Origin of the sequence: Enterococcus hulanensis (assembly GCF_005405485.1) — a bacterium.
In the GTDB taxonomy this organism is placed as follows: domain Bacteria; phylum Bacillota; class Bacilli; order Lactobacillales; family Enterococcaceae; genus Enterococcus_A; species Enterococcus_A hulanensis.
In genome coordinates, this window is record NZ_BJED01000006.1 from 1 (window position 1) to 13,179 (window position 13,179).

Below are 13,179 nucleotides of genomic sequence, written 5' to 3' on the forward strand. Positions count from 1 at the left end.
CCTGTTCACCCGAAAAAGAACCTAACGATATCAAGTCTTCCATTGAGCGCATCTGAAGAAAGATTGTTGACGATTTTATATCAACACCAGACCGTTGTTACTTCTCGAGAAGACCTCTGTAGAGAAATGTGGAGAAAACCAAAAACGCACTCGACGATGTCTCAACTCTCGACCTTAGTCAGTAAATTGAAGCGAAAGCTAGAAGAAGTCGGTCTAAATGGAGAGATCATTGAAACCTCTTGGGGGCAAGGGTATCGCCTGTCGGAACAAGCCTATGAACAGTTGTACATGGAAGAGCATTAAATGTAGTGTTCCATCAAGGTCTTGATCCTAAAGACGCGACAAATTTCTTCGTTCAACTTCTACAGATGTCTCGAAAGTAAAATAAAGGAGACTGTTGTTGCTATGTTTGAGATACTAGCTGAATTAATTTTTGCTGGTTTGATTGAGGGTCTCCTTCCCTCTTCTTCTGCGACTAGCTCAAAAAAAGTGAAAATCTGGCATGCTTTTTTTCGCACAACATTTTATCTTTTAGCAACTGGACTATTTGTTTTATTAGCCCTAGGAGCTACAGATAGGAAACAGCTGTTTTAAGTCTTCTTCACGAATTAAAAAAAATAGACCTAACAGAATTTTGTTCTTTTCTCTTAACGAGTAAGAAAGAAATGATCATGTCCATTTGTGCGACTTCGCCAGAATAGTAAAAAAACTGCTCAAACCTATTGAGTAGTTTTTTTATGCCTGGAGATAGCGTAACGATACAATCTTTATGACCAAAAAGCAGAAAATAGGGTCTGAAATATTTTGTAAGACGAGGATCTATTATAGAAGGACCCGGACATGTGATGACAAGTGCGCCAACTTAAACACGTTACTATAGTAGTATTATCACACACAAAATTTATTCAAATTGGCTATGCACCATGATCTCGCTCTCTTCATTTATCACGAATAGCTATACACTCCTACAAAAGAGCACAATAGGGTACACTCTATCTTGCCTAAGATTATCTTGGAGTAATGATTGGTTCGATCTAGCACAATAGAGTTGTTCAAAACTTGAAAGTCAGGATTTTCTTAGTATCCGGCAATGAAGAAAAAAGTTGGGAACAAGTCGAAAATCTTAGAAATATGAATGTCACACAATCTGATTGTGTGACATTCTCCAAAATAGCTCTATCCCTTGCGGCTCTATGGAAATCTCATTTTTTCTTCTGACTACTTTTTTATTCGTGCGTTTTGAACGCAACATAATGCTTGCTGTAATGTACTTTTGTTACATTGACTAAGGAAATTTCCGATTACTACACTGACTACTTGCTCAAATACATCGAATATTAGAGATTAACGAACTTAGTACTATTTCCGTTGATGTTGCATAAGCAGCAAGAGATAGTTTAGCAATCGGTTTATAATGCTGCCACTTAGCGTGGAAGAAACCCGGCTTAAATCTAAAAGTGATATATCAAACGTTTCTTTGCTCAATTGGTATATAGAAGTAAAAAAGTTTGTTTTCTGATATACCATAGTTTCTATAAACCTAAGTATCAACTTGCTAATAAACTATACATTATTAAGCTTGAGTTATTAAGTATACTAAAAAAATATCTAGTTTCGCAGTAGATTTATCTAGTTTCAAAGTAGATTGTTTTTTTTCGCTAGTAAGTTTATCTGGTTTTACAGTAGATTTTTTCAATCTGTTTCTTGATATGGGAATTGGTATACCTGTATTTCAATTCTTTTTTTAAAATAAGCAATTATCTTACTATTAAATCGGTATACATATGAAAAGTCGTTTAGCATATCATACCCCATAGTTTCAATAAACCTAAGTATCAACTTACCAATAAACTACATATTATTAAGCATGAGTTATTAAGTATATGAAAAAAAATATCTAGTTTCGCAGTAGATTTATCTAGTTTCATAGTAGATTGCTTTTCTCGCTAGTAGGATTATCTAGTTTTGTAGTAGATTTATCTAGTTTTACACTAGATTTTTTCAATCTGCTTTTAGAATGCATAATTGGTATACTTACTTCTTATTTTTTTTCAGAACAACATTTATACTCACCATCTGCAAGGAAATAAGCGTATCTATTTCTCACAATAATAAAGTTTTTTAGTATTAAATATCTTTACTTAAAATGGCTAACAAAAAAAGCCTTTAAATAAAGACTTTAGAAAAAATAGCACATGCAATAAATTTAGATGTGAATAAAATTCACAGCCAATAACTCTTCAATTGAAAGAATTATAAGAGATCGATATAGAGGATCAATTAGTAGATTTCTGGTGGAATATTCAATAAAACTCTTTTGCCAATGAAGAGAATTGAGTTGATTGGAAGAATAAATAGTTCAAATGCAAAATTTTATATACTGCAAATTTTGATTTACCTATGGTACCCTTTGCTATTCTTCAACATTCTTTTCTCGTTGCTCAACTAGAGCGCGAGCAGCAGCAAGAATCACCTGCTTTTCTGATTCAGATAGAGCTTTCCCTTCATAATTGATAATTACTGATTCATCCGTAATATCAAATTCTTTCGGAATTTCTGAATCATTTATCGCTGGATTGTCGGTGCGCCCTAATAGATAGTCGGTTGAGACATGGAAATATTCTGCAATTTCATTTAAGGTTTCAGCTTTTGGACTTTGTTTTTTTAATGTATAAAAATAGTTTTCTCCCAAGCTAAGTTCACTGGCTACTTCTTTTAAACTTTTTCCTCTTTTTTTTGACAAGTCTTTAACCTTATCAAACATTGTCATATCATCATTCTCCTATGAACGAGTATGATGAAAAACCGATTTTACTTTTTCGAGTAAAAAAAGGTTGATAAAATTACTCAGTTAGGTTATCATCATCTCGTAAGCTAATTTAATAAGCTAACAAGCCATGAAAAAATACCTGATAAAAAAAGACTATTCAAGGTCGCCAAACTAAGAATACTAAATTTAACAGGACTGTCCAAAGCTTATTTAACCATGCTCAAATGGTACTCTACTGAGTAAAAATTGTCAACGGAAATTAGCTAATTTAATTAGCTTACAAATCTATTAGGAAAGGATTTTGTAATGTCAAAACAACTAATCGAAGACATCAAAGTGCAGCTATTCTTAAAAAACAAAAGTCGACGATGGTTGGCTAGAAAATTAGGGATTTCTGCAGTATACGCAAAAGAGATCTTAGATGGAACTAAGCCTGGAAAACCGCAAATAAAACCTATGGAAGTTCTTTTGGCTGAATTGCAAGCAGGGAAATATGACGAGGAGGAGGACTAATGGAAGGTAATACAGTTAATTATAACAACTTGAAATTCTTAGCTCTGATTCGATTTGGCCATCGAATTGGGTGTGGCTGGTATGCCATTCTGGTGAAGGCCGAAATAGAATTACGTGATTTAGGGTATTCGATTGAAGGAGTAAGTAAGACTGATGGAGCGTTAATAATCACTACCAATATAGAGATGGAAGAAATATCTTCAAAAGCTCAGAATATCTTGTATGAAGCTGAACTTGCTAGCGAAATGACATGCGAAAAATGTGGAAACTATTCTGTTACACAAACTTTGATTGACAATGAGCTACATACGTTATGCCAAGGGTGTCAAGAAGACGTTGGTAGTTTAGAAAATGTGGAAAAACGATTACTCAAACAAAAAATTTATGAGCTGGAACGCCAGATTCTTCAAATGAACCAAGATATCCAAATACAAGAAAATAAAACTGCTCACTATCAAATGGGACTCAAACATTATAGGAAGAGAAGTGAGCGATTACAGAAAGAGTTAAAAACGGGATATAAGAAACCAAAATTTCAAGTAGTGACCACAGATTACAAAATCAACGATTAGATCAACTACGATTTTACAGGAGGATATTATGAAAAAAGGAAGACATTTTAAGGATAATAGCAAAATAGCAAATGGAATGAGTGGTAAGGCGAAAGTTACGCAAATCGGATTGTTCAGCACGGTAATTATTGGTGGGTTACTTTTGACTGGAGTTCAAGGAATACAAGCATCTGAGGCCGATGGTAAATGGGAGCCGCGTTCAATTGAACAAATCAAGAAAGATGTGGAAGGTAAGAGTGAGTATACCATTGTCTGGGGAGATACTTTAAGTGGAATTTCGCAGGCAACAAACCTTACCATGGAGAAACTTGCATCATTAAATGGTATCGGTGATTATAATTTGATTTATGCAGGAAACAAAATGATTTTTGAAGGCGATGTAGTTACAGTTCAAGACCAAAATGGTCTAGTCAAAGATCAACAAAAGATTCAAGAGTCAGATAAAATTGTTTCAAATCAACCAGCTGGTGAACCAGTAGATCAAGCAAATTCAAATGGTGCAGCAGCATCTGATACTAATGCTACTGGAACAGCTGACAATGGCAAAGCAAGTGGAGCAGAAGGTGGAGCAACTCAAACGCCTGTAACTCCAGAGCAACCGGTTCAACCAGCTCCAACTCAACCGGAAACGCCAACGACTCCTGAAAATCCAACAACTCCGGAGCAACCAACTAATCCGACTGAACCAGAGCAACCAGTGGAACCTCAGATTAAATATACAGTGTGGTATACCCCAGATCCTGACTGTGATCAATCATTCGCTATTGTTCGTGGCACTAAGCTATTTAACACAGATGCAGAGGCTACGGCATTTATTGACGGATACTCGGATCAAGTGTTAATGCAGGGGATTACTGGTAGTTATGGAGTCATGTCTTGGGAAGTATAAATTTCAGTTTTATATCAGAATTGAGAAATTAAAAGTAAAAAATATATTTGAGCACTTATTCGTAAAAACGTGTAGGTGCTCTTCATTGATTAAATATAGGCACTGTTCAAACAATAGATAAATTGAGCATTCGTTTTATCCATTGGCATGTTTAGGGCCCCTAAATATACTAAGAGATGAAAATTTTTATTTATATCAGGACTTTAAAAAATACAAATCTATCTGGATTTTCTTCCATTGTAATTCCTGGATTTATGAAGATTATTAAAGTGATTACTTATGACAAATAAGGAGCGCCAATAAAATGAAGTCAAGCGATTACGAAAAAGAGCTAGCTTTTGAAAAACAAATAGCTAAAGCTGTACATAAAAAGCAAGTTGATAAATCGGGCATCGATTATTTCGAGCATGTGAAAATAGTGGGAGAAGCTGGAGAGACAATCAAAGAAAAAATTATCGGCTATTTGCATGACGTTGTTGAAGATAGTGAGATAAGTTTTGTAGACCTTGCTGACTATGGATTTCCGAATGATATTTTGAATGCGATAGATGCAATCACTTGTAGAAAGGATGAAAGTTGGCGAAAGTATATACAAAGAGTTAGTGAAAATTCAATCGCAACAAAGGTGAAATTGAATGATTTGAAACATAATAGTGACTTGAGTAGAATTGGTACGCCTAATAAGGCAGATTTATCTCGGCAAAAAAAGTATCAGAAAGCTATTGCAATTTTGTTAGCAAAACAAGCAGCACACTAGATAATAAACAATTAAATCGTCAGTAATGAAAGTTAAATGATACAAAAAATAGAAGAACGGTAGGGGAGATAGCATGGAATTAGACCTTATAGTTGATGCGATCAATGAACATCAATATAGCATCGGAGAAGAGAGCGGTTATCAAAAAAGTCAATTTAGATACACAGAAATTGCTGAAATGGGCGAAAGTTTTATCAGTGTTGAGTCCAGAGCATATAGTAACGATTCAAAGGGAATCGAATTTTCAGTAATAACTGAAAAGGGGAAGATACTATCAATCAATGAAATTTAACTCATGAGAGTGTAATACTAACTGTGTATGTAACCACTAACCCTAGGCAAGGGGGGACTTCAGGTTTGTCAACTAAACTGTGGAAGTTAATTAATTAAGTTTTCTAGTAAATAGCCTCTCACAGTATTTTTAAGCAACTAGTAGAAAACTGATTGAGCGAATAGTTAAATAAACCTGCCCTTACGGAAGGTAAATGGCATACTTTTCAATTCGAGAAGAGAAGGTTTCGTTGACGGGCGTGTGTTTCCAGAGGCGCAGTTTGCGATAGAGTTGGCAGGTGTAGAGGATTATTTGATTGAGATGAACGGGTCCAAGATCACAGATTTGCGGACCCAGGAAATTCTTTATGACCGACCGATGCCTTCAGCGCTTGCGGAGCAGATCATTGATTTTCTAGGCGAAGAGTATGTTTATCAGCTTTACACGGATCAAGGGGTCTTTTGTACAGAATATTCTTTTCCACGATTGGAAAGTGCGGGAATGTCTGGTCACTATTTAGAGATGTTCGGCGCACAAATTCAACAAGCGAGTCTCACGAAGCTGAAAAAGATGAATAGCTACAAATTTTTAGTGATTGAAAAGGACGAGGCACGGAAGAACAAGATAGCAAAGAAAATCGAAACAATGTCCCAACTGAATTTCGTCAATAGTCTGCCGAACTATCATGAGATTGTCTTGGCAGGTATGGACAAGCGGGTCGCTTTAGAAAGGCTGAGTAAATTATTAGCTATTTCGCCAGAAGAAATGTTAGCGATAGGGGATAGTAACAACGATCGTGAAATGTTGAACTATGTTGGTACCGGTGTTGTGTTGGCAAATGGAAATGACAAATTAAAAGAAGAGATCGGGGTAGTTTTCCCGTCAAATGATGAAGATGGAGTTGGACAGGCAATCGAAGCATTTATTCTAAATAAACGGGGGTAAAAAGATGGAAGAAAAGCAATCTTTTTTTGATCACTTATTAGATGGACTGAACAAAATGATTCCTTTTGTTGTTGCTGGCGGTATTTTGATGGCTCTGGGATTTGCAGTCTCAGGCGCAGGTGCCATGTCTTATCCTGAGGAAGGGTTGGGAACCTTTGGACAGGTGATTTATCAAATCGGGAACAAGCACGCAATGGGGCTGATGTTTCTGATTGTCGGCGGATTCATCGCGCAATCGGTGGGCGGCAGTAATGCTTTGCTGGCGGGGATGGTCGGCGGAAGTATCGCATCGGTCAATGGCTCGACCTTTTTAGGGGCAGTTATCAGCGGATTTTTTGCCGGCTATCTGGTGAAATACATGGAGAAAGTCGCGATCCCGAAATCATTAGAAACGGTCTATAATATTTTACTGCTGCCGGTAATAAGTACAGCAGTGGTGGGTCTGGTCAGTTATTATGTCATAGGTATCCCAGTTGCTTTTATAATGAACTCTTTGACGAGTGTTTTAGAAAGTATGCAGGGCGGCAATCTGATTTTGCTTTGTGCGATTTTAGGGGCAATGATGGCAGTCGATTTGGCTGGTCCGATTTTACGTGTGGCTTACTTTTTCGGTGTAGCAGCCGTCGTTGCGAATCCCGGCGTGCCACAAGTCGTGATGGCAGCGGTAATTGTTGGCGGAATGATTCCACCACTAGGTATGGCGTTGGCTTCTACGATCCAAAAGAAAAAATTTACTCAAGAAGAGCAAGAAGCGGGCAAGGCAGCTTGGATTTTAGGCTTATCACTGATCAGTGAAGGGGTGATTCCTTTTGCGATCCGTGATCCGAAGCGAGTGATCCCAGCTTGTGCGATCGGTTCAGCAGTTGCTGGCGCGGTGATTGCCTATTTCAATACAGGAACAACCGTTGTTCATGGGGGAATCTTTATTTTACCGATTCCCGGCGCAGTCCAAAATCCATTAGGCTATGTTCTGGCGGTAGTGATTGGAACAGTGGTAGCCGCAGGACTTGCATTGCTGCTTAAACGCGATGTACCGACTGAAGCTATTGAGAAAATTACTGAAGAAGCATAATAAAATGAAGGGCTATCTGTCATAGTGATAGATAGCCCTTCATTAATTTTCTAACTTTTCGAAAACTGTGCTTGATATAACTTCTTATAAAATCCATCTTTTTGCAATAATTCTTGATGGCTGCCGATCTCAATAATATTTCCATGATCCAATACTAATATTTGATCCGCATTTTGAATCGTTGATAAACGATGAGCAATCACAAAGCTGGTATGATCTTTCATCATCGCAAGAAAGGCGCTTTGGATTTTTTGCTCGGTCAAGGTATCCACGGAGCTGGTGGCTTCATCAAGGATCAGCATCGATGGGCGGCTAATCATCGTTCGGGCAATCGTCAATAACTGCCTTTGACCGTCAGAAAGCTTAATCCCTGCTTCACCTACGATCGTATCCAGCTTATCCGGCAAGCGCATCACAAAATCATACATATAGGCATCCTTCAATGCCGCATAGATTTCCTCATCGGTGGCTGATTTTCGTCCATAACGCAGATTGGCTCGCAAGCTGCTATCCATCAACCACGTCTCCTGTAAAACCATTCCGAATTGCTGGCGCAGACTATCGCGAGTCAGATGACGAATATCCGTACCATCGATCGTGATCGTCCCTCGGTCCACTTCATAAAACCTCATCAAGAGATTCACTAGTGTTGATTTACCAGCGCCGGTTTTTCCGACGATGGCGATCGTTTCACCAGGCTCGACGATCAAATTAAAGTCTTCAATCAATCGTTGATCCTTTTGATAAGAAAAATCAACGTGATCAAAAACGACTTTTCCTTTGGCTTCAGTCAATGTGAGCGCGTCTGGATCATCGGCTTGTTCAACTGGCTCCTTCAATAATTCAAAGGAGCGATCAAGTCCTGCGATCGCTGTTTGTATCTGAATAGTGATCCCCGAAAGCTCAATGAAAGGCTTCGTGAATTGACTAGAATAAATCGTAAAGCTAGAAATGATCCCAATCGTTACATTGCTCCCAGCTTTTAAGGCTAATAAACCACCTACAAGACCAACCATCAGGTAAGCTAAATGGTCAACAAAACGAGAAGAAGGGTTGGTCAAGGAAGAAGCAAATTGAGCTTTTTGTCCTCGTACATAGAGTTCTTGGTTCAATGCTTCAAAATTTGTTTGGTTTTGCTTTTCTCGTTGGAATGCTTTAACGATTTTCTGATTGCCGACCATTTCGGTAATAAAACCAGAGATCGAACCAACAAGCTGCTGCTGACTGGTAAAGTATTGCTGCGAGGTACGGGCCACGATATAAGTAATCAAAAAAATGATCGGAGTGGCGACCAAAACAACTAAGGTCAGCATCGGACTAAGATATAGCATGAAGACTAGCGCGACTAAAACAACAGTCATTCCAGAAAAGACTTGGTTAAAGACCGCGGATATGGCGGTAGAAACATTATCCATATCATTGGTAAACCGACTGACGATATCGCCCTTTGAGCTTTGATCGTAATAGCTTAATGGCAATTTGTTCAGATGCGTAAAGGTTTCTTCTCGTAATTTGGCAACCGAATCAAAAGCAACAGTATTTCCTAAGCGTTGAATAAAATACTGGCTAACTACGGTTACTAAAAAGATTCCGACGAACAATTGTAAAATCCGGAAGAGGCGGGTGAAGTCAACAGCCCCTTGATTGACCATCTGATCGACAGCGACACCAATATAATAAGTCATTAAGACCGAAGTGATCCCACTGGCGATGCCTAAAATAATCGCGGCGATCAATTCTTTCGGATAGGCAGCAAGGTAAGGGATGAACGATTTTAATGAACGGAAGATATTTTTCTTTTTGATCATTGGACTGCCCCACCTTCCGCTTGAGATTCGACCAGTTCTTGATAAAGCTTGGATTGTTGCAGCAGCGAGTCATGTTTACCTTGTGCGACTATTTTTCCATTGTCCATCAAGAGGATCGTTTCGGCATCTTGGATCGAGCGCAAGCGTTGGGAAATAATGATGACACCGCAATCGAGATCCCGCTTCAATGCATGACGTAAATCCAAATCGGTTTGATAATCCAAAGCGGACAATGAATCATCTAGAATCAGCAGCTTGGGTTTACGAATTAATGCACGCGCGATCGTCAAACGCTGACGCTGCCCGCCGGAGAAGTTTTTCCCATTTTCTAAGATCGGTGTATCCAATCCTTTTGGCAAGGTTTCGACAAACTCACTGGCTTGCGCCGTTGCAAGAGCTTCCCAGCATTCCTTATCCGTTGCATCCGATTTACCCCATTGTAAATTTTCGCGAATCGTTCCGCTGAATAAAACGGCTGTTTGCGGCACAATGGCGATCTCAGACCGCAACCGCTCTAATGACCAGTCTTTGACATTGCTGCCGGCGAAGCTGACACTTCCATTAGACGCATCATAAAAACGCGGAATCAAACTGATCAGTGTAGACTTTCCACTACCGGTAGCTCCGGTAATGCCGAGGATCTTATTTTCTTTCAAAGTAAAAGAAACATCCTGTAAAGCTAAGCCAGATTTTTCTGTATAACGAAAATCTACTTTATTAAAATCAATCAGCAGTGCTTGTTTGTCAGCTTGCTGAATCGCACCATCATCGGCTAAGGTCGTGTCTGTCGCAAAGACTTCATTGATCCGATTGGCAGAAGCCGCGGCACGAGTGAAGAGGACGACTAGATTTGAAACGACGATCAAAGCTAAGAGCATTTGGTTCATATAATTGATTAAGGCTAAGACTTGCCCTTGCTCTAAATGTCCGATGTTAACTTTGAACCCGCCAAAATAAAGCAAGGCCACGACACCAGCATTCATAATCAACGTCGTACTAGGCGAAAGCAAGGCAGAGATGTTGGCAACTCGTTGATTCAAACGAGAGATTTCTTCAGTTTCTTCATTAAAGTGATTGGTTTCTGTCTTTGTCCGAGCAAATGCACGAATGACCCGGACACCACTCAAATTCTGAGTAACCAATTGATTCAGCTGATCCAGTTTTTGCTGGATTTTTTTATACAATGGCACGGAATAATGAATGATCAAAAAGAGGATCAGACAGAAAAGCGGTAATAAGATCAAAAAGACCAGCCCCATCTGCCAATCGATATAAAAGGCCATAATGACTGAACCAATGCTTAAAAAGGGTGCGCGAACGACTAAGCGGATCAACATCGCCAAAGCTCCCTGCATTTGATTGATGTCATTGGTCATGCGTGTGATCAGGGTATCTGTACCGAAGCGATTCAACTCGTTATGAGAAAAGCTGTTGATTTTTTCCATCAAACGATTGCGCAGGACAGTCCCGAATCCTTGTGAGGCGATCGACGCGTAATATTGACAGATCAAGGCACAGATCAAACCGACGATGGATAAACCCAACATCGCCACGGCCATCTCAATTACCTTGCCCTGATCGTGGTGGGCGATCCCTTCATCGACTAGCCGCGCCATAAATAAGGGCAGGACCAATTCGAAAACGGCTTCGAGAAATTTGAAAAAAGGACCAAGGATGATCTGCTTGCGATAATCTTTGGCGTAACGTAAAAGCTGAAACATGTAACTTCCTCCAATATATAAAGTACTAATCATCAAAATAGGATTGCTTCTATTGTAACTTATTTGTCAAAAAAGTCCGAAACATATCAGCTCAAAAGAGGCACTTTACGTCAAATTAAACCGATTTTTGAATCAGCAGGATTTATCTAGCAACAAAACAAAAAGAGCAACGAAAAATTTCCATTACTCTTTTGTAGTTATTCAGTTACGGCTTGCTCGTTTTATTTCGAAAGATTACTGATCATCTCTTGAATCCATCGTGTACTTTGACTAGTCAGAAAAGGATCAATAACTACGACCGGATAGTCATCTGGCAACCCTTGAGAAGAACCTGTTGTGATCAAGCAATCATATTCTTCCAACTCTTTCCAAAGATTCGGCGTTCCCCCTGACAATTGCTCGAAATGAACAATTTCGAAGTTGCCATAAATTTTTTCGGAAATCTGTTTTGCCAGAAAGCTTTCTTCCGTTGGGGTCAAATCAGACAATAGTAATACTTTTAGTCGTGGATCTTGATTGGCTAGCCATTCTAAACTATTTACTTCGGTTGTGATCAATAAATAGACATAATTTTGAACGAAATCATCTTCTTGATACATGTGGTGCCTTTTTACGAAATGTTCCACGATATCTTTTACTTTTTGTACTCCGCGACTATAAACTTTGGAGACTTCTTGCAAGAATACCGATCGATTACGCCATAAGATACCGAGGTACTTTCCATGTGGATTGCTCAAGTAAAAATCATTATTCAACACGGTTGCCAAGTTTATCTGGTCTACATTAGTTAGACGATTTCCCAACAGCTGATTGAACTCTTCTACTAATGCGTAGTGCTGGGTAAATAATCGCTGATACTTAGGATTATCAGTCAGAGCTAATTCGCGATGAGCAGGACTAAATACGATAGCATCAGAAAAAGTTAGCCACAGAGTGTCACGCACCATCTCCGGAGTTAATTCCAGATCAACGCCGTCTCTAACAGCTTGCCTTAACAACTTATAAGAGAGACCCTTCGGAAGAATGAACGTTTCCGTTCTCAATTCTTCCGCTGGAAAAGTATGCCCGCTTTTTATCCGCCAAAAGCTGATATACATGTTATAAATCAACCGTTTTTGAAAGATATATTTTTGATAGATTTGATTCACTTCGACAAATTCCTGCACATACCGTTCAAGAATATGATAATGAGCAGATGGTAATTTCGGAAGCGTACTTTCGAAGGCGCTTTGTCTTTCACTATAAAAGCGGTAATAAAAATTACGAATTTCTCCTTCGTTGCCTTCCAATCGTAGCGGACGATAACTAAGTTCTATTCCTGCTTCAGCAAAGGTTTGCTCGACCTTTTTTAAATAGCGCTGGGTGTTGGAGGAGCTCAAATACAATTTTTTTGATAAGGCAGTAATGTTTTCGCATTCTTCATACAAAAGCTCTTCGATAATTTGAAATTCGGGGCACATATTTAAAAAGTTCGCATATAAGTTCCCCAAACTTATTGACTTGTCTAAGGAGATGTAATAAAGACCTTTTGTTTTAACAATTTGAAGCTCGGACTTATATGAATTGATCAAGTCAATATCATTTAGCAAAATTGGCAAGGAACAATCCAGTATGCTTAATAGTTGATCACTGGATAACCCATCATGCTGATAATACAATTGTTCCAATAATAACAAGCGGCGTATGTTGGTCGTTCCTAAAACTGTACGAAAATCCATCATCATTCCCCCCCTAAAAGAATGCTTGTCTAACGTATGAAACACGAAACCTATTAACGAAAAGGAAATATCTATATTTTTTATTTGACGAATATGCATTATCTTTTTACGAAGGACAAGAATTATGTAACAAGAATCATACA

Annotated in this window: 13 protein-coding genes; 9 read left to right on the forward strand and 4 right to left on the reverse strand. The window is 38.7% G+C overall.

The window, feature by feature from the left end; all coding sequences use genetic code 11:
• The coding region (locus FFR60_RS07670) for a winged helix-turn-helix domain-containing protein (RefSeq protein ID WP_137663682.1) at positions 1 to 303 on the forward strand (303 nt) is incomplete at its 5' end.
• Positions 304 to 405: 102 nt separating this feature from the next.
• Positions 406 to 594 (forward strand): hypothetical protein, encoded by a 189-nt coding sequence (locus FFR60_RS07675; RefSeq protein ID WP_137663683.1) that lies wholly within the window; start codon positions 406 to 408, stop codon positions 592 to 594.
• A gap of 1,819 nt (positions 595 to 2,413) precedes the next feature.
• On the opposite strand, the gene FFR60_RS07680 is transcribed toward FFR60_RS07675, so the two are convergent.
• Positions 2,414 to 2,770 carry a helix-turn-helix domain-containing protein gene (locus FFR60_RS07680; protein WP_137663684.1) on the reverse strand — a complete coding sequence of 119 codons (357 nt, stop codon included), beginning with the start codon at positions 2,768 to 2,770 and terminating at the stop codon, positions 2,414 to 2,416.
• Positions 2,771 to 3,076: 306 nt separating this feature from the next.
• Here FFR60_RS07680 and FFR60_RS07685 point away from each other — a divergent pair, with 306 nt between their 5' ends.
• The 7 genes from FFR60_RS07685 (at position 3,077) to FFR60_RS07715 (ending at position 7,789) form a co-directional block, all read left to right on the forward strand.
• Positions 3,077 to 3,283: an XRE family transcriptional regulator gene (locus tag FFR60_RS07685; protein ID WP_137663685.1), complete on the forward strand. Its 207-nt coding sequence runs from the start codon at positions 3,077 to 3,079 to the stop codon at positions 3,281 to 3,283.
• Positions 3,283 to 3,855: a hypothetical protein gene (locus FFR60_RS07690; RefSeq protein ID WP_137663686.1), complete on the forward strand. Its 573-nt coding sequence runs from the start codon at positions 3,283 to 3,285 to the stop codon at positions 3,853 to 3,855. Before FFR60_RS07685 ends, FFR60_RS07690 begins: the two co-directional genes overlap by 1 nt.
• A gap of 28 nt (positions 3,856 to 3,883) precedes the next feature.
• Positions 3,884 to 4,744, forward strand: a complete 861-nt coding sequence (locus FFR60_RS07695; RefSeq protein ID WP_137663687.1) for a LysM peptidoglycan-binding domain-containing protein — start codon at positions 3,884 to 3,886, stop codon at positions 4,742 to 4,744.
• Positions 4,745 to 5,048: 304 nt separating this feature from the next.
• The gene (locus FFR60_RS07700) at positions 5,049 to 5,501 is read left to right on the forward strand and encodes a GTP pyrophosphokinase (RefSeq protein ID WP_137663688.1); all 453 of its coding nucleotides are present in this window, start codon (positions 5,049 to 5,051) and stop codon (positions 5,499 to 5,501) included.
• A 73-nt stretch (positions 5,502 to 5,574) separates the two neighbouring features.
• Positions 5,575 to 5,793 (forward strand): hypothetical protein, encoded by a 219-nt coding sequence (locus FFR60_RS07705; protein ID WP_137663689.1) that lies wholly within the window; start codon positions 5,575 to 5,577, stop codon positions 5,791 to 5,793.
• Between the two features lie 240 nt (positions 5,794 to 6,033).
• Positions 6,034 to 6,717: an HAD hydrolase family protein gene (locus tag FFR60_RS07710; RefSeq protein ID WP_171004893.1), complete on the forward strand. Its 684-nt coding sequence runs from the start codon at positions 6,034 to 6,036 to the stop codon at positions 6,715 to 6,717.
• Between the two features lie 4 nt (positions 6,718 to 6,721).
• The gene (locus FFR60_RS07715) at positions 6,722 to 7,789 is read left to right on the forward strand and encodes a PTS fructose transporter subunit IIC (protein WP_088933449.1); all 1,068 of its coding nucleotides are present in this window, start codon (positions 6,722 to 6,724) and stop codon (positions 7,787 to 7,789) included.
• A 50-nt stretch (positions 7,790 to 7,839) separates the two neighbouring features.
• Here the strand turns inward: FFR60_RS07715 and FFR60_RS07720 are convergent, their stop codons facing one another.
• The 3 genes from FFR60_RS07720 to FFR60_RS07730 form a co-directional block, all read right to left on the reverse strand.
• Positions 7,840 to 9,597, reverse strand: coding sequence for an ABC transporter ATP-binding protein (locus tag FFR60_RS07720; RefSeq protein WP_137663691.1), 1,758 nt, complete (start codon positions 9,595 to 9,597; stop codon positions 7,840 to 7,842).
• Positions 9,594 to 11,318: an ABC transporter ATP-binding protein gene (locus tag FFR60_RS07725; RefSeq protein ID WP_137663692.1), complete on the reverse strand. Its 1,725-nt coding sequence runs from the start codon at positions 11,316 to 11,318 to the stop codon at positions 9,594 to 9,596. The genes FFR60_RS07720 and FFR60_RS07725 overlap by 4 nt, the downstream gene beginning before the upstream one ends.
• Before the next feature lie 221 nt (positions 11,319 to 11,539).
• Positions 11,540 to 13,036: an AcpB/EbpR/MafR family transcriptional regulator gene (locus tag FFR60_RS07730; RefSeq protein WP_137663852.1), complete on the reverse strand. Its 1,497-nt coding sequence runs from the start codon at positions 13,034 to 13,036 to the stop codon at positions 11,540 to 11,542.
• Between the last annotated feature and the right edge of the window lie 143 nt (positions 13,037 to 13,179).